This window comes from Kribbella antibiotica (assembly GCF_004349055.1).
In the GTDB taxonomy this organism is placed as follows: domain Bacteria; phylum Actinomycetota; class Actinomycetes; order Propionibacteriales; family Kribbellaceae; genus Kribbella; species Kribbella antibiotica.
Genome location: NZ_SMKX01000024.1, coordinates 28985 through 46249, shown reverse-complemented (window position 1 = coordinate 46249; position 17265 = coordinate 28985). Strand labels below are relative to the sequence as shown.

At 67.2% G+C, this 17265-nt stretch carries 10 protein-coding genes; 3 read left to right on the top strand and 7 right to left on the bottom strand.

Translation table 11 applies throughout. From position 1 onward, the window contains the following. The first annotated feature begins 97 nt into the window (after window positions 1-97). Together E1263_RS11030 and E1263_RS11025 are read left to right on the top strand one after the other, a co-directional pair. The gene (locus tag E1263_RS11030) at window positions 98-2230 is read left to right on the top strand and encodes an MMPL family transporter (protein ID WP_238161169.1); all 2133 of its coding nucleotides are present in this window, start codon (window positions 98-100) and stop codon (window positions 2228-2230) included. A gap of 133 nt (window positions 2231-2363) precedes the next feature. After that, window positions 2364-2819 (top strand): YdeI/OmpD-associated family protein, encoded by a 456-nt coding sequence (locus tag E1263_RS11025; RefSeq protein ID WP_132167136.1) that lies wholly within the window; start codon window positions 2364-2366, stop codon window positions 2817-2819. On the opposite strand, the gene E1263_RS11020 is transcribed toward E1263_RS11025, so the two are convergent. Continuing rightward, the gene (locus tag E1263_RS11020) at window positions 2781-3254 is read right to left on the bottom strand and encodes an SRPBCC family protein (RefSeq protein ID WP_132167135.1); all 474 of its coding nucleotides are present in this window, start codon (window positions 3252-3254) and stop codon (window positions 2781-2783) included. The two genes, E1263_RS11025 and E1263_RS11020, sit on opposite strands and share 39 nt — an antisense overlap. A gap of 65 nt (window positions 3255-3319) precedes the next feature. On the opposite strand from E1263_RS11020, the gene E1263_RS11015 reads away from it, so the two are divergent. Next, window positions 3320-4756 carry an Nramp family divalent metal transporter gene (locus E1263_RS11015; protein ID WP_132167134.1) on the top strand — a complete coding sequence of 479 codons (1437 nt, stop codon included), beginning with the start codon at window positions 3320-3322 and terminating at the stop codon, window positions 4754-4756. Here E1263_RS11015 and E1263_RS11010 read toward each other — a convergent pair. Genes E1263_RS11010 through E1263_RS10985 form a run of 6 tightly spaced genes read right to left on the bottom strand, consistent with a single transcriptional unit; the run spans window position 4685 to window position 17238 of the window. Beyond that, window positions 4685-7036 carry an ATP-binding protein gene (locus tag E1263_RS11010; protein WP_132167133.1) on the bottom strand — a complete coding sequence of 784 codons (2352 nt, stop codon included), beginning with the start codon at window positions 7034-7036 and terminating at the stop codon, window positions 4685-4687. The genes E1263_RS11015 and E1263_RS11010 overlap by 72 nt on opposite strands. After that, window positions 7029-9338: an XRE family transcriptional regulator gene (locus E1263_RS11005; protein ID WP_165956570.1), complete on the bottom strand. Its 2310-nt coding sequence runs from the start codon at window positions 9336-9338 to the stop codon at window positions 7029-7031. Before E1263_RS11005 ends, E1263_RS11010 begins: the two co-directional genes overlap by 8 nt. Further along, on the bottom strand, window positions 9331-11676 hold the full coding sequence (locus E1263_RS11000; protein WP_132167131.1) for an ATP-binding protein: 2346 nt from the start codon (window positions 11674-11676) through the stop codon (window positions 9331-9333). The genes E1263_RS11005 and E1263_RS11000 overlap by 8 nt, the downstream gene beginning before the upstream one ends. Beyond that, the gene (locus tag E1263_RS10995; protein WP_132167130.1) at window positions 11669-13993 is read right to left on the bottom strand and encodes an XRE family transcriptional regulator; all 2325 of its coding nucleotides are present in this window, start codon (window positions 13991-13993) and stop codon (window positions 11669-11671) included. Before E1263_RS10995 ends, E1263_RS11000 begins: the two co-directional genes overlap by 8 nt. Continuing rightward, a complete protein-coding gene (locus E1263_RS10990; RefSeq protein ID WP_132167129.1) occupies window positions 13986-16328 on the bottom strand; it encodes an ATP-binding protein in 2343 nt (780 codons plus the stop codon). Before E1263_RS10990 ends, E1263_RS10995 begins: the two co-directional genes overlap by 8 nt. After that, window positions 16318-17238 (bottom strand): SMP-30/gluconolactonase/LRE family protein, encoded by a 921-nt coding sequence (locus E1263_RS10985; RefSeq protein WP_132167128.1) that lies wholly within the window; start codon window positions 17236-17238, stop codon window positions 16318-16320. Before E1263_RS10985 ends, E1263_RS10990 begins: the two co-directional genes overlap by 11 nt. Between the last annotated feature and the right edge of the window lie 27 nt (window positions 17239-17265).

The following is a 17265-nucleotide window of genomic DNA, read 5'->3' as shown; positions in this document are numbered from 1 at the left end:
GTTGTTACGCCGCCGAAACGGCTCCCGCACACCTGCCGACTGGTGGTGAGAGAAGCGGGGTACTGTGCGGCTACCAACGGGCGGAGGGGAACTGACCGTGAACAACAAACGGTGGGCTTGGCGGAGCGCGATCGCAGCGGTGCTGATCGGCTGGCTGGTGCTGGGCGCGATCGGCGGGCCGACGGTCGGCAAGCTGAGCGAGGTCCAGGAGAACGACAACGCCAACTTCCTCCCGAAACAAGCCGAGTCGACCCTGGTCGCGAACGAGTCGGCCAAGTTCGTCGACTCCACTGCGCTGCCGTACTTCGTTCTGATCGAGCGTGACGGTGGAATCACACCCGGTGATCTTCAGGCGGCGCAGGCCTTCCTCGCGAAGGTCCCGACGCTGGAGCTCGCCGGCGGCAAGAAACTCGGCGACTACCTCGCGGTCGCGCCGAAGACCGTCATACCGTCCGCAGACAAGAAGGCGTTGCTGCTCACGGTCGAGCTGAACGGCGACCGCGCCAGCGAAGTCGTTGCCGAGGGCGAGACGGTCCTGTTCGCCACCGCCGACAAGATGCGGAACACGATCAAGCAGGATCTCACTCCGACTGGGCTCCAGGTCTACGTGACCGGGCCCGGCGGGGTGTTCGCCGACTTCATCGTCGCGTTCAGTGGCATCGACGGGATTCTGCTCGGCGTCGCGCTCGCAGTCATGTTCGTGATCCTGCTGATCGTCTACCGCAGCCCGATCCTGCCGATCGCCGTGCTGCTGACCGCCGTCTTCGGTCTCGCGCTGGCCGCCTCAGTCGTGTACCCGCTGGCAAAGAACGGCGTACTGGAGCTGAACGGGCAGAGTCAGGGCATCCTGTTCATCCTCGTGGTCGGTGCGGCGACGGACTATTCACTGCTCCTCGTCTCGCGGTACAAGGAAGAACTGCACGACTACACCAGCAAGTACGACGCCATGCGGATCGCCTGGCGGGCTTCGATCGAACCGATCGCGGCCAGCGCGGCGACCGTCATCCTGGGATTGCTGTGCCTGCTGTTGTCGCAGCTCGGCAGCACAAAGGGGCTCGGCCCGGTCGGCGCGATCGGTATTTTCGGGGCACTGGTTGCTTCGATGACGTTCCTGCCGGCGCTGTTGCTGGCGTTCGGCCGGCGGATCTTCTGGCCGTCGATCCCCCACGTCGACCACGTGCATGCGCGCGATCAGGTTGGTGGGCGGCGACTCTGGGGCCGCGTGTCCGGGCTGGTCGGGCGGCATCCGCGCCGGGTCTGGGTGATCAGCGCGCTGGCGCTGCTGGCGTGCGGCGCGTTCCTGCCGACCTTCAAAGCCAGCGGGATCTCGCAGGAAGACCTGTTCCTGAACAAGGTCGAGTCGGTCACCGGAACCGAAGAGCTGGGCAAACACTTCGACGCAGGCGCCGGTACGCCGGTCCAGATCCTCACACCGTCTTCGCAAGCCGACGCCGTGGTCGCGATTGCCAGCAAGGTGGACGGCGTCGCGAACGCCTCGGCCTCGGTGGCTCCCGGCGTACCGCCAAAGGTTGTCGACGGCAAGGTTCTCGTCCAGGCCACGCTCAAAGTGAAGGCCGACTCTCCGGCGGCGACCAAGGTGGTCGAGCATCTGCGGACCGAGCTCGACAAGGTCAGTCCCGACGTCCTGGTCGGCGGCAGCACCGCCATCAACCTCGACGTCCTCGACGCCAGTCAGCGCGACCTGCGGGTGATCATCCCGACCATACTCGCCGTCATCTTCCTCGTCCTGATGCTGCTGCTGCGCTCGATCCTGGCCGCGATCCTGCTCGTCGTCGCCAACGTCATCTCGTTCGCCGCCACCCTCGGCGTCAGCGCCATCGCCTTCAACCACATCTTCGGCTTCCCCGGCGCCGACCCCGCCATCCCGCTCTACGGCTTCGTCTTCCTCGTTGCCCTAGGCATCGACTACTCGATCTTCCTGATGACCCGCGTCCGCGAAGAATCCGTCGAACAAGGCACCCGCCCCGGCATCCTCACCGGCCTCGCCGTCACCGGCGGCGTCATCACCTCCGCCGGCGTAGTCCTCGCCGCCACCTTCTCCGCCCTGGGCGTCCTCCCGATCCTCTTCCTCGTCCAAACCGCCTTCCTGGTCGCCTTCGGCGTCCTCCTGGACACAACGATCGTCCGCTCCCTCCTGGTCCCGGCGCTCGCCCACGACATCGGCAAGAAAATCTGGTGGCCCAGCAAGCTTTCCCGTACGCCGAGCTAGCCGCCGGCGTACAGAAGAACTGTTAGAGGTGGGCACGAGCCGGCACTCCCAGGCGGGGGCGAGCCGGCTCGGAGCCTGAAATGGCGAGTAATAACAGTTCTTCTGCACACCCTTGGACGTTTAGCCTCGGATGATGGAGAGCTTTGAAGCTGTGATCGCGGTGGGCGATGAGGGCGGGGCCTGGGTTGAGGTTCCTGGTCCGGTGCTCGCGGCGCTGGGTGGCGGTGGGCGGATCCCCGTACTGGCGACGTTCGACGGGGTCGAGTACCGCGGGTCGATCGCCTCGATGGGCGGCTGTATGGCGCTCGGCGTGCTGAAGGCGATCCGCGCCGAACTGGGCAAAGGCGCTGGCGACACGGTCACGGTGACCGTCGAGCGCGATACGGCTGAGCGCACAGTCGACGTACCGGATGACTTCGCGCAGGCGCTCGCCGATGCCAACCTCCGGCAGACCTTCGACGCCCTCGCCTTCAGCCACCGCCGAGAACACGTCAACGCCATCCTCGACGCCAAGAAACCGGAGACCCGCGCACGGCGGATCACCAAGGCATTAGAGATGCTTCTCGACCGTGCGGGCGAGGATTCCTAGCGTTGCGCGGAGGCCTGCTTCGGGGATGATCGGGAAGTTGACGCGGCCGCGGTAGCGCTCCTCGATCTGGCTCCAGTCGTAGTAGGTGGTGACCAGGGTGCCGGTGTCGCTGGGTTCGAGGCGGTAGCCGTAGAGGTGTTTGATGGGCGGCTGGATGGTGCCGGAGATGGTCCATTCGAGCTCTGCGTCGGCGGCGAACCGGGTGATGATCACGGTGACGTCGTACTTGCCCATCGGGAGGTCGTTCAGCGACTCGCGATCCATGTGGACGACGAACTCGTCGCCTACCGCGCTCACCGGGGACCCGTCGGCGGACTGCAGCATGCCGGAACTGTCGATGGCGACGTGGCCGCGGGGATCCCGCAGTACGGCGAAGATTTCGGCGGGCGTGGCGGCGATCTGGCGCTGAACTTCGAAACGCTCGTCAGTGGTCACTCGCCGAGCCTAGACCTGATTCGCTAACCTCCCGGAAAGCACGTCGACGATGTGAGGAGCCCAGGATGGCTGACAGCACGGCGACAGACCACGGCACATTTGCGCTACCGACGAAGAACCTGCCCGCACCACAGGTCCGGGACCTGCCTGAACCACCGACCCAGACCTGGAAGATCGTCGGGCCCGGCATGGTGGGCGCAGGCGTCGGACTGGCCTCGGGTGAGTTCATCCTGTGGCCCTACATCTCCAGCCAGGTCGGGCTGGTGTTCCTCTGGGGCGCCCTCGTCGGGGTCGTGATCCAGTGGTTCCTGAACATGGAGATCGAGCGGTACACGCTGGCCACTGGTGAGACAGCGTTGACCGGCTTCAACCGGTACGGCAAGCACTGGGGCCTGTTCTTCGCGATCATGACCTACTTCGCGAACATGTGGCCCGGCTGGGCGACCAGCTCCGCATCCATGCTCACCTACCTGTTCGGCGGCGGTGACCCGCGCTGGATCGCGATGGGCATCCTGCTCACGATCGGCCTGATCCTCACCTTCGCCCCGGTCGTCTACGTGATGCTCGAGCGGCTGATCTTCGTCAAGATCCTCGCCGTCGCCCTCCTCGTCGTACTGGCGTTGATCTTCGCGATCCGCGCCAAAACCTACGACGCGCTCGGCCACGCCGTCACGCACCCGGAATTCCCGGTCGACCAACTCGGTTTCGCCCTGATGATGGGAGCGATCGCGTACGCCGGTGCCGGCGGCGGGCAGAACCTTGTCCAGAGCAACTGGATCCGCGACAAGGGTTTCGGCCAAGGCCTGCACGTCCCGCGGCTGACCTCCCCGGTCACCGGCGGGACCGAAGCCGACCCGACCGCCAACGGCTACGTCTTCACCCCGAACGCCGCCAACCTGGCCCGCTGGAAGCGCTGGTGGAAGTTCGCCAACATCGAGCAGGCCTCGACCTTCGTCGTGATCACCGTCCTGACGATCGTCTTCACCTCGATGCTCGCGCACGCGACCCTGTTCGGCGACGACACCGTCAAGAACAACATCGGCTTCCTCAAGATCGAGGGCACCAAGCTGCAGACCCTGGTCGGCGGCTGGTTCGGCTACCTGTTCTGGGCGATCGGCGCCTTCTCCCTGTTCGCCGCCGCGGCCGGCATCGTCGACTACACCTCGCGCCTGACCGCCGACATGATCAAGGCCCGCTATCTCCGTACGTCGGCCATCACCGAATCCAAACTGTACTTCGGCCTCGTCTGGGGACTGGTTGCCTTCGGCATCATCGTCCTGCTCGCCGGACTCAGCCAGCCCTTGGTGCTGCTCGTCATCTCGGCATGTACCGCCGGGACGATGATGTTCGTGTACTCAGGACTGCTGTGGTGGATGAACTCCCGAGCGCTGCCGAAGGCGATCCGGATCACACCGATTCGGACCGCTGTACTAGCTTTTGCGTTCCTGGCCTTCGGTTTCCTGGCTGTGTTCACCGTCATCGATCAGATCAAGAAGCTGTAGCACCTCGTCGGCTTCCGGCATCCCGTACCGGCGGTAAAGATCCAAGGCCAACCTCCACTGCTCCCGAGCGGGCTCGGTCTCCCCGAGCCCGCTGAACGCCGAACCGAGGTTGTGGCGGATGCGGGCTTCCAACTCCTCGTTGCCGCCTTGGATCAGGTCGAGGGCTTCGGTGAGGGCGAGGCGGGCGTCGTCGTAGGCCGAGAGAGCTGTTTCGGCGACGCCCAGGGAGCGAAGGTGTTCGGCTACGGCGGATTTGTCGCCGGACAGCCTGGCTTGCGGGAGGTGCTCGCGAAGCCAGGTTCGGGCGGCTTCAGGGCGGCCGGAGCGCAGGTAGCTGGTGCTGACCTCGGGATGGAGCAGGTGGAGAAGCTCCGGATAGCCTCGGCGAAGGATTGCGGCCGCCAGGCCGAATTCGTGGTCTTGCTCCGCGAAGCGGCCAAAACGGCCGGCCAGGGAACCGACAGCGAGGCGCGCATCGCTCTCGACGAGCTCGGCGGCGATGCTGAGCGCGCCATCCAGACCAGCTCGGGCCAGCTCGCTTGCCTCGTCCAGCTGGTCGAGTTGTTCCAAGGCCTGCGCGAGAGAGACCGTACACGCGAAGTGGTTGAACGTATCGGTCTCCACTGGCGCCGCCGCGACGGCGTCCCTCAGGTGAAGTCCCGCGGTCTCGAGGTCCGACCTGGCTGCGTAGTGCAGTGCCAGGTGAGTCCTGATCCGGCTTACGGCGAGGACAGGGGCACAGGTCGGGTCCTCGCTGAGCGCTGTCAGGGCAAGTTCTCCGAACTGCACTCCTTCCGTATGCCGACGACGGGCGTGCCAGAACCGCATCATGCCGCCCGTGAGGACAACGAGAGTTTCACGGTCTGCCGTCGACCGGTGAGCCGCGGCGAGGATCTCCTCCGCCTCAGCATCCAGCCACGCCATGACTTCGCCGTACTCGAGGTGCTCGAAACCTGCAGTCCACTGCTCGTCGAACCAGGCCCGCCCAGCGCCTTCCTTCATTCGCGCTTGCCACGCCATCCCCACATAGAGCGCCAACACCCGCTCACGGGCCGCAGTACGATCAGCAGGCGCGAGCTCGCGTGCATACGCGCGAACAAGGTCGTGGAACTGATAGCGGCGCGGGCTGGCCGACTCCAGCAAATGCAAGTCGACGAGATGCTCCAGCAGCGGCTCAACCTCCGACTCCGGGCGATCGACCAGACGGGCGGCAACCTTCAAATCGAGTTCGTTGCCTTCGTGCAGACCCAGCAGGCCGAAGATCTCCGCTGCGGCCACGTCGGCGGCCGACGTGCCGGCCAGGGACAGTGCGATCGACGCGCGGACACCGTCGCCGAACAGGTCGAGGCGGGCGCTCTCGTCGGCCAGGCGGCGGGCCAGGTCGGCCACCGTCCAGGACGGCTCGGCAGCCAGCCGACTACCGGCGATTCTGATTGCCAACGGCAACGACCCGCAGCGGGCCACGACTTCGCGTGCCGTCTGCAGGTCGGTTTCGATCCACTCCGCTCCGGCTGTCGCGACCAGCAATGCCAGCGCCTCGTCGTCGGCCAAGACAGCAAGCTCAAGCGGCCGTGCGCCCGGCAGGCCAACCAGAGCACGCCGGCTGGTGACGATCACCGCACAGGTCGCCGTACCGGGGAGCAAAGGCACGACCTGCTCGACTGTTGCCGCGTTATCCAGTACGACGAGCAGCTTCCGCGACGCGCACGCAGTACGGAAGATCCCGGCGGCTTCTTCCGCGGTCTCCGGTGGGCGCTGGAGAGCAAAGCCGAGTTGCTGGAGCAACGTGTTGAGTGCTTCCAGCGGCGTCATCGGTTCGCCGACCCCGAAGCCGCGGAGATTCACGTAGAGAACACCGTCCGCGAACTGGCCAGCCAGATCGCGGGCAACACGGACCGCCAAAGCCGTCTTACCAACACCGCCCATGCCCGCGATCGCCGAGATGACGACCACGCCGGGCGCCTGACCACCGCCAGTCAACAGGTCAGACACCGTGGCGATCTGCTCCGCGCGACCGACGAAGTCCGCCACGTCGGGTGGGAGACGGTCGATGCCTGCCTTAGGCCGGGCAGCCGCAGCCTTCAGCTCAGCACGCTCGTCGTTACTCAGCTGAAGACCGTCGGCGAGCAATCCAACCGTCTGTGTCCACGGATAACGGCGCCGACCGGCTTCCAGGGTCTTGATCGCAGCCGCGCTGACCCCCGACACCTCAGCCAGCCGCTCCTGCGACAACCCAGCCGCCTTGCGAAACTTCCGCAGTACCGGACCGAACTCAGCCATCCAACAATCCCCGCACCTCGTCAGCCTGCGGCAACCCGCACCGCTGGTACAGCTCCAACGCCGACATCCACTGCTCCCGAGCAGGCTGGTCCTCCCCGAGCTCGCTCAACGCCGTACCAAGTGCGTGGCGGATCTGGGCTTCCAGATCGTCGTTGCTGCCTTGGATGACGTCGAGTGCTTCGGTGAGGGCAACGCGGGCCGCGTCGTACGCCGTGAGTGCTGTTTCGGCGACGCCTAGCCAGTGGAGGTGTTCGGCGATGGCGGCTTTGTCGCCGGAGCTCTTGCTTTCCGGCAGGTGATCGCGGAGCCAGGTTTGGGCGGATTCGGGGCGGCCTGAGCGCAGGTAGCTGGCGCCGATGTCGGGGAGGAGGAGGTGGAGAATCTCTGGGCGGCTTCGGCGGAGGGTGGCGGTCGCCAGGTCGAAGGCCTCGTCCTGCTCCGCGAAGTTGCCGAGGCGACCGGCCAGGGTGCCGATGGTGAAGCGTGCGTCGCTCTCGATGATCTCGTTGGCGATGTGGAGGGCACCGTCCAGCCCGGATCGGGCCAGCTCGGTTGCCTCGTCCAGCTTGTCGAGTCGCTCCAGATCCTGAGCGAGAGCGATCGTGCAGACGACGTGGTTCAACGGATCGGTGTCCATCGGTGCCGCTGCGATGGCGTCCCGCAGGTAGGCTGCCGCGGTCTCGGAGTCCGACCTTGACGAGTAGTGCTGTGACACGTGATAACTGATCCGGCTCAGGGCGAAGACCGAGGCACAGGTTGGTTCGGCGCGGAGCGCGGCCAGGGCAAGTTCGCCGAGCTGCACTCCCTCGGTATGCCGACGACGGGTGATCCAGAACCGCATCATTCCGCCCGCGAGGACGACGAGGGTTCCACGGTCTGTCGTCGATCGGCGGGCCGTAGCGAGGATCTCCTCCGCCTCAGCGTCCAGCCACGCCATGACTTCGTCGTACTCAAGGTGCTCGACACCGGCGATCCACCGCTCGTCGTACCAGAATGCCTGCGAGACGCCGAGCTTCGCGCGCGCTTGCCAGGCCATCGCCACGTAAAGCGTCAGCACCCGCTCACGGGCCGCCGTACGATCATCGGGCGCGAGCTCCCGGGCGTACGCGCGGACAAGGTCGTGGAACTGGTAGCGGCGTGGACTCGCCGACTCCAAGAGATGCAGATCGACGAGGTGCTCCAGCAGCGGCTCGACCTCCGCCTCCGGACGATCGACCAAACAAGCGGCGACCTTCAGATCGATCTCGTTACCTTCGTGCAGACCCAGCAGCCCAAAGATCTCCGCTGCCGCCACATCCTGCGCCGACCCACCAGCCAACGACAACGCGATAGAAGCCCGTACGCCGGACTCCGCCGCATCGAGCACGTCCAAACGAACCGACTCATCGGCCAACCGGCGGGCGAGGTCGGCCACCGTCCAGGTCGATTCGGCCGCGAGTCGGGTGCCCGCGATTCTGATTGCCAACGGCAATGATCCGCAGAGCGCAACCACCTCCAGCGCCGACTGCGGATCGCTCTCAACCCGCTCCTGCCCGGCAGCCGAGGTGAGCAGCGCCAGTGCTTCGTCCTGAGACAGGACACCGAGCGCCAGCGGCCGCGCACCCGGCAGACCGACCAGAGCACGCCGACTGGTGACGATCACCGCACAGGTCGACGTACCGGGAAGCAGTGGCACCACCTGTTCGACGGTTGCCGCGTTGTCGAGGACCACGAGCAGCTTGCGGGTCGCGCAGGCGGTACGGAAGAGGGCGGCGGCTTCTTCCGCGCTCTCCGGAGGGCGTTGGAGCGCGAAGCCGAGTTGCTGAAGCAGGCCCTGGAGAGCTTCCAGCGGTGTCAGCGGTTCGCCGACCCCGAAGCCGCGGAGATTCACGTAGAGAACACCGTCGGCGAACTGCTCAGCCAGGTCGCGAGCAACGCGGACGGCCAGGGCGGTCTTGCCTACGCCGCCCATCCCGGCGATCGCGGAGATGACGACCACGCCGGGTGTCTGTCCACCACCGGTCAGCAGATCGACGACCGCGCCGATCTCATCCGCGCGACCGACGAAGTCCGCGACATCCATCGGCAACCGGCTGGAGCGAGCTTTGCGTAAAGCCGCATCCATCAGCTCGGCACGCTCGTCAGCACTCAGCTGAAGACCGTCGCAGAGCCGATCGACGGTCTGTACGCGTGGATGGCGGCGCCGACCGGCTTCCAGCGTCTTGATCGCCTCGACACTGACCCCGGACTCCCCCGCCAACCGCTCCTGCGACCAGCAGGCCGCCTTGCGGAACTTTCGTAGTACCGGACCGAACTCAGCCATTGAGCAACCCCTGCACCTCGTCAGCCTGCGGCAATCCATACCGGGTGTACAGCTCCAATGCCAACAACCACTGCTCCCGCGCGGGCTCGGTCTGCCCGAGCCCATTCAACGCGCGCCCCAACTGATGCCGGATCCGTGCCTCCAGCTCGCTGTTGTTGTCACCATTCAGCTCGAGTGCCTCGAACAGCACCGGCGCCGCCGCGTCGTACGACGTCAGTGCTATCTCGGCCGCCCCGAGGGACTGAAGCAGCTCGGCCAAGGCGGACTTGTTGCCGGAGGCTCTGAACTCGGCCTGCCGCTCCAGCAACCAACTCCGCGCACTCTCGTTCCTGTTGCAGCGTAGGTAGCTTTCCCCAATCGTGGAGATGAGGAAGTCGACATGCTCCGGGCTGCTCCTGCGAATCAGCGATTCGCCCAGCTCGAACGACCGGTCCTGCTCCGCCGACCACCCCAGGCGACCAGCGATGACCCCAATGCTGAGCCGGGCCTCGCTCTCGGCAATGTCGTCAGCAAGGCTCAGCGCCAGGTCCAGTGCGGAGCGAGCCACCACCATCGCCTCGTCCAGCCGGCCCACGCGCTCCAAGCACAAGGCGAGCTCTGGCATGCTCAAGCTCAGAAACGACTGATCGCCCTGCGCCGAGCAGACCTCGATCACGCTCCTCAGGTGAACTATCGAGGTATCGAAGTCCGACCTGGCTGCGTAGTGCTGTCCCGTGTGGTGACTGATGAAAGCCAAGATCATCGGAGGAGCACAAGCCGGGTCGTCCCTGAGCGCTGTCAAAGCCAGCTCATCCAACGGTGGCCCTTCAGACTGTCGACGACGGACAGCCCAGAACACCACCATGCCGGCCGCGAGCCTGACAACAGCCGCACGGTCGGGATGTGGGCCGGCCATCAAGCGGCCTGCCGCAGCGACAATCTCGCTCGCCTCGACGTCCAACCAGTCCAGAACCTCGTCGTACTCAAGGTCTTCGGCTCCGCTGAGCCATTCCTCCTCGAAGTAGTCCCTCGAGGGCCGCCTGATGCCGAACTTCACCCGGGACTGCCAGGCCATTGCCACATACAGCGCGAAGACCCGACCCTGAGCGGCGGCCCGCTCGTCCGCCGTACTGGTGGTCGCTGCCAGTTCTCGGGCGTAGGCACGGACCAGATCGTGGAATTGGTAGCGCCGCGGGCCTGACGACTCCAGGAGGTGCAGGTCGACCAGGTGCTCCAGGAGAGGCTCGACGTCCTTCTCGGGACGATCGACCAGACGGGCGGCGACCTTCAGGTCCAGCTCGTCGCCCTCGTGGAGGCCGAGCAGGCCGAAGATCTCGTACGCCGCCCTGTCTGCCGCCGACGTACCGTTCAGGGACAGCGCAATGGATGCCCGTACGCCGCGCTCCGTATCGGCGAGCACGTCGAGGCGGGCTGTTTCGTCGGCGAGTTGGTGGGCCAGGTCGGCGACGGTCCAGGTTGATTCGGCGGCCAGGCGGCGGCCGGCGATTCTGAGTGCCAGCGGCAACGATCCGCAGAGAGCAACTACTTCAACGGCGGCCTGCGGCTCGCCTTCGATGCGCTCTCGGCCGGCCGCCGAGGTCAGCAGGGTCAGCGCTTCGTCCGCCGGCAGGACGGGGAGAGCGAGCGACCGTGCGCCGGGCAGACCCACCAGGGCACGCCGACTGGTCACGATGACGGCACAGGTCGCCGTACCGGGAAGCAGCGGAAGGACCTGTTCGACGGATGCGACGTTGTCCAGCACGAGCAGCAACTTCCGTGCCGCGCTGGCGGTCCGGAACAGACCACCCGCTTCCTCGGCGGAATCCGGCGGCCGCTGGAGTGCGAAGCCAAGTTGCTGGAGCAAGGCGTTCAAGGCTTCCAGCGGCGTCATCGGTTCGCCGACCCCGAAACCGCGCAAGTTCACGTAAAGCACGCCGTCGCCGAACCGACCCGCCAGTTCACGCGCGACGTGCACAGCCAGCGCGGTCTTACCCACACCGCCCATCCCAGCGATCGCCGAGATGACCACCACTCCAGGTGCCTGGCCACCGTCGGTCAGCAGCTCGGACACTGCGGCGACCTGTTCGGCGCGACCGACGAAATCCGCCACATCCGGCGGGAGGCGGTTGATACCGATCTTGGGCCGAGCGGCCGCCGCCTTCAGCACGGCGCGGTCGCGAGCATCGAGCCGAAGCCCCGCGGCCAGCAGGTTGACGGTTTGTGTCCAGGGATAGCGGCGGCGTCCGTTCTCCAGCGTCTTGATCGCCTCGACGCTGACCCCGGACTCCCCCGCCAACCGCTCCTGCGAGAACCCGGCCGCTTTCCGGAACTTCCGTAGTACCGGGCCGAATTCAGCCATTGAGCAATCCCCGTACGCCGTCAGCTTGCGGTGAGCCGTGCCGGACCAGGAGGTCGAGGGTCCGCGTCCACTCGACGCGGGCGTCGGCCTGTCGGCCGGCGGCGGCCAGCACCTGGCCGAGCAGTTCGCGGATGCGGGCTTCGGGTTGCCAGGTTCCTTGCACGATCTCGAGTGCGTCGCGCAGGTGCTGTTCGGCCGCGGAAAGGTTGCCCCGGGCAAGCTCTACCTGGCCGAGGCCTTCCAGTGCTTCGGCGACCGCGTGGTCGTAGCCGACGGCGAGGGCCGCCGTCCGGCACATCTCGAAGTAGGCCGCGGCCTCCAGGAGCTGACCGCTGTCGCGGTAGGAGATGCCGACGTGCAGAAGGATGTAGTGCGCCGCTTGTGGGGCAATCTGCCGGACGACTTCGACGGCGCGCCCGAACTCCTGATCCTGCACGTCCGGCAGGCCTTGGCGACCGGCGATCGTGCCGAGGATCAAGCGGCCGGCGGCCTCGGTGCGCTCCGCACCGACGCGGATGGCGCGAGCAACGCCGCTGCGGGCCGCGGCGGCGGCCTCGTCGAGGCGGCCGAGCTCCATCAGGAACTCGCCGAGGCAGACCTCCCCCCAGGCTTGCTGCTCGGCGTACTCAATCAACTTCGGCGCCTGCAGCGCAACCGTCATGTAGTCAACGGCCTGCTCGTACAGACCGGCCGCACCATACTGCTGAGCCAACGAGTGCGGCGTGAGTGCGGCCGCGAACGGGTCGGCCCCGGCCGTGGCCAGCGCGATGGTCGCGAGCGCGACGCCGTCGGAATGGCGACGGCGGATACCGAAGTACGGGACCAGGCCGAGCACGATCTTCGCGACGAGTGCTTGTTCCGCGGGCGATCCGTCGGCAGCTCGCCGGACAGCGGCCGCGATCTCGTCGATCTCGATGTCGAACCAGGCGAAGATCTCGTCCATCGACAGCCTGCCCGCAGCCGCGGACCAGTCGGAGGCACCCCAGTCCGTGGCCAGCCGGTTCTGGAAGTGCTCGCTGCTCCGCCAGGCCATCGCCAGGTAAAGCCGCAGTACCCGCACTCGAGCAGCCTCGCGCGACGCTGCGTCGGTACGACGGTCAGTCGTCTCCTGGACGTAGTCGCGGATCAGGTCGTGCAGGCGGTACCGGCGCGGCGCCACGGATTCCAGCAGATGGAGGTCGACCAGGTGTTCCAGCCGCTCCTCGGTTTCGGCGATCGGCAGATCGAGCAGTGCGGCGGCGACGCGGAGGTCGAGTTCCTCACCGTGGTGCAGACCGAGCAACTCGAACGCGTCGACCGTGGCAGTGTCGCCGGCGGCCAGCGAGAATTCGATACTCGCCCGGACATCGCGGTTGCCGTCGGACAGTTCGTCGAGACGGCGTCGGCTGTCCGTCAGCCGGACGTTCAGATCGGCAGCGGTCCAGGTGGGCTGGTCGGCAAGCCGGCCGCCGGCGATGTGCAGGGCGAGCGGCAGGGAGCCGCAGAGCCGGACGATCGACAGCGCGCTCACCGGGTCGGTCACGGTCCGGTCGTCGCCGACGATCATGGCCAGCATCCGCAGGGCCTCGGCGTCGGGCAGGACGTCGAGCAAGAGGTGCGCAACGCCGGGCAGGCCGGTCATGGCCCGGCGGCTTGTGATCAGTACGGCGCAGGTAGATGCCCCTGGCAACAATGCAGCCACCTGTGCGGCGTCGGCGGCGTCATCCAGCATGACCAGGACTCGGCGACCGGCCAACGCCGAGCGGTAGCGGGCAGCCGCTTCATGGACGTCCTCCGGACCTTCAGGCGGCTGCAATCCCAGGCTGTCGGACAGCCGGCCGAGCGCCTCCAGCACCGTCAACGGCTCGCCCGGGCCGAACCCGCGCAGATTCAGATAAAGCTGGCCGTCCGGGTACTGGTCAGCCACCCGATGCGCGACGTGAACAGCCAGCGCCGTCTTGCCGATACCGCCCATCCCGACGATCGCCGCCGTCGCCACAACGCCTGGTCGCGTCTCGCCGGACGTGAACATCTGCTGCAGCTCGGCCACCTGTTCCGAGCGTCCGTTGAAATCGACGGCATCGTCCGGCAGCTCCCGCGGCGTACCGGCCCGGACCATGGTTCTGGAGCCGGCGGCAACCAACTCGGCCCGCTGCGCTTCGGTCAGCGCCAAGCCTTCGCCGAGCAGCTTCAGCGTGAGCCATCGAGGATGCCGGTGGCGCCCCGCCTCCAGCGCCTTGATCGCCTCGGCGCTGACCCCTGACTCCGCCGAGAGCCGCTCCTGCGACCACCCGGCGGCCTTGCGGAACTTCCGCAGTACCGGGCCGAAGTCAGACATCGGAGGTGCTCAACAAGCCGCGAACGTCATCAGCAGCACGGTGGGAGCCGTGCCGGACCAGGAGGTCCAAGGCGAGCCTCCACTCGGCCTCAGCTTCGGTCCGCCGGTCGGCCGCCGCGAGCACCTGGCCCAGCAGTTCGCGGATGCGGGCTTCGGGTTGCCAGGTTCCTTGCACGATGTCCAGTGCGTCGCGCAGGTGCTGTTCGGCGGCCGAAAAGTTGCTGCGGGCAAGCTCTACTTGGCCGAGTCCTTCCAGCGCCTCGGCGACCGCGTGGTCGTAGCCGGCTGCGAGAGCCGACGTACGGCACAGCTCGAAGTAGGCCGCGGCTTCGAGGAGTTGGCCGCTGTCGCGATACGAGATGCCGACATGCAGCAGGATGTAATGCGCCGCCTGCGGCGTGCTCCTGCGCCGTACGACGTCGACTGCGCGCTGGAACTCTTGATCCTGGACGGTGTGCAGGTCCTGGCGGCCGGCGATGGTGCCCAGGATCAGGCGGCCGTCGGCTTCGGTGATCTCCGCGCCCAGGCTCGCCGCGCGGGCCACGCCGGCGTGGGCGGAGGCGGCGGCCTCGTCGAGGCGGCCGAGCTCCATCAGGAACTCGCCGAGGAAGATCTCAGCCTCAGCGTGCTGTTCGGCGTACTCGACTGTTTTCGGTGCCTGCAGTGCAAGCGTCATGTAGTCGACAGCCTGCTCGTACAGGCCGGCCGCGCCACACTGCTGAGCCAACTCGTACGGCGTGAGTGCGGCCGCGAACGGGTCGGACCCGACCGTGGCCAGCGCGATGGTCGCCAGCGCGACACCGTCGGGATAGCGGCGGCGGATGTGGAAGTACGGGAGCAGGCCGAGCACGATCTTCGCGACCAGCGCTTGTTCCGCCGGGGATCCGTCGACGGCTCGCCGGACGGCGGCGGCGAGCTCGTCGATCTCGATGTCGAACCAGGCGAAGATCTCGTCCATCGACAGGTTGCCCGCGGCCGCCGTCCAGGCGGCGACACCCCAGTCCGTGGCCAACTGGGTCTGGAAGTTCAGCTCGCGGCTTCGCCAGGCCATCGCCAGGTAGAGCCGCAGGACCCGCAGGCGAGCAGCCTCGCGGGACGCTGCGTCGGTACGACGGGCGGTCGTCTCCTGGACGTAGCTGCGGATCAAGTCGTGCATCCGGTAGCGGCGCGGCGCAACGGATTCCAGCAGATGGAGATCGACCAGGTGCTCCAGCCGCTCCTCGGTCTCGCCGATCGGCAGGTCGAGCAGTGTGGCGGCGACGCGGAGGTCGAGCTCCTCACCGTGGTGCAGACCGAGCAGCTCAAAGGCCGCAACCGTGGCGGTGTCGCCGGCGGTCAGCGAGAACTCGATACTCGCCCGGACATCGCGGTTGCCGTCCGAGAGTTCGTCGAGACGGCGTCGGCTGTCCGTCAGCCGGGCGTTCAGATCGGCAGCGGTCCAGGTGGGCTGGTCGGCAAGCCGACCGCCGGCGATGTGCAGAGCGAGCGGGAGCGCGCCGCAGAGCCGGACGATCGACAGCGCGCTCACCGGGTCGTTCGCGATCCGCTCGTCGCCGACGATCACTTCCAGCATCCGCAGGGCCTCGTCGTCGGGCAGGACGTCGAGCGAGAGGTGGGCGACGCCGGGCAGGCCGGTCAGCGTCCGGCGACTGGTGATCAGAACGGCGCAGGTAGATGCCCCCGGCAACAATGGCGCCACCTGCGCGGCGTCAACGGCGTCGTCCAGCACGACCAGCACGCGACGGCCGGCCAGCGCCGAGCGATACCGAGCAGCCGCTTCATGGACGTCATCCGGATCCTCCGGCGCTTCCAGTCCCAGGCTGACAGACAGCCGACCAAGTGCCTCCAGCACCGTCATCGGCCGGGCCGGGCCGAACCCGCGCAGATTGAGGTACAGCTGGCCGTCCGGGAACCGCTCCGCGACGCGATGCGCGACGTGGACCCCGAGCGCGGTCTTGCCGATCCCGCCCATCCCGGCGACCGCCGACGTGAGAACGACGCCCGGCCTACGCTCCACGGCGGTAAAGAGCCGTTCGAGCTCGGCGACCTGGCGCCCACGTCCGTTGAAATAGACCAGGTCGTCGGGCAGTTGACGCGGCGTCCGCGCCCGCTCTGTCGGGGAGGCTGCGGCGGCGAGCTCGGTCCGCTGCCGAGTGGTCAGCCCGAGCCCGTCGCCCAGCAGCCGGAGCGTGATCGACCGCGGATTCCGGCGGCGGCCGGACTCCAGGGTCTTGATCGCCTCGACACTCACGCCTGACGTTGCCGCGAGCCGCTCCTGCGAGAGGCCCGCGGCTTTGCGGAACTTCCGCAGTACCGGGCCGAACTCAGCGGTCATAAGGCTGGGCGGCGCCGTTGACTGTGGTGAAGAGGGAGTAGACGGACGTGGTGGCGGTGATGAAGAGGCGGTTCCGCTTGGCGCCACCGAAGGTCAGGTTGGAGACGGTCTCGGGCACCAGTAGCTTGCCGAGCAGCGTGCCGTCCGGGTGATAGACGTGCACGCCGTCCGCCGCCGAGGCCCAGACCCGGCCTGCCGTGTCGATCCGGATCCCGTCGAAAGCGCCGTTCCCGCACTCGGCGAAGACCTCGCCACCGCTGATCCGGTCGCCCTCGACCCTGAACGCCCGCAGGTGGGCCCGCTCGGTGTCGGTGATGTAGAGCACGGACTCGTCCGGTGAGAACGCCAGTCCGTTGGGTCCGGCGAAGTCGTCAGCGACCCGGGTCAGAACACCGTCCGCCACTCGATAGACATGGCACCCGCCCGTCTCGATCTCCCCGGCGTAGCCCTCGTAGTCGCTCTGGATCCCGTACGACGGGTCTGTGAACCAGACCGAGCCGTCGCGCTTGACCACGACGTCGTTCGGGCTGTTGAACCGGTTGCCCTCGTGCGAGTCGGCGAGCACGCTGATCTTCCCGTTGTGCTCGGTGCGGGTGACGCGCCGGTTCCCGTGCTCACAGCTGACGAGCCGGCCCTCCTGGTCGAGGGTATGACCGTTCGTGTTTCCGGCCGGTGTCCGGAAAGCCGAGACCTGGTACGACGTCTCGTCCCAGCGCAGGATCCGGTCGTTCGGAATATCGCTCCAGAGCAGATACCGCCCGGCCGGCGAATACACCGGTCCCTCGAGCCAGCGGCCGCCGGTCCACAGTCGCTCCAGGTGGTGGTCACCCCGGATCCCGTTGAACCGGTCGTCGAACTTCTCCCACTCCGCCGGCACAGTTCCGGCCAGCGGTTCGAGAATGCCCGTCATCACCACTCCTGGAGAAGCTCGGCTGCA

Bases quoted from the DNA above. Each gene is read 5' to 3' on its own strand.
- E1263_RS11010 (WP_132167133.1), bottom strand. From the start codon at position 7,036: ATGGCTGAGTTCGGTCCGGTACTGCGGAAGTTTCGCAAGGCGGCTGGG.
- E1263_RS10985 (WP_132167128.1), bottom strand. From the start codon at position 17,238: ATGACGGGCATTCTCGAACCGCTGGCCGGAACTGTGCCGGCGGAGTGG.
- E1263_RS10990 (WP_132167129.1), bottom strand. From the start codon at position 16,328: ATGACCGCTGAGTTCGGCCCGGTACTGCGGAAGTTCCGCAAAGCCGCG.
- E1263_RS10995 (WP_132167130.1), bottom strand. From the start codon at position 13,993: ATGTCTGACTTCGGCCCGGTACTGCGGAAGTTCCGCAAGGCCGCCGGG.
- E1263_RS11015 (WP_132167134.1), top strand. From the start codon at position 3,320: ATGGCTGACAGCACGGCGACAGACCACGGCACATTTGCGCTACCGACG.
- E1263_RS11005 (WP_165956570.1), bottom strand. From the start codon at position 9,338: ATGGCTGAGTTCGGTCCGGTACTACGAAAGTTCCGCAAGGCGGCCTGC.
- E1263_RS11025 (WP_132167136.1), top strand. From the start codon at position 2,364: ATGGAGAGCTTTGAAGCTGTGATCGCGGTGGGCGATGAGGGCGGGGCC.
- E1263_RS11000 (WP_132167131.1), bottom strand. From the start codon at position 11,676: ATGGCTGAATTCGGCCCGGTACTACGGAAGTTCCGGAAAGCGGCCGGG.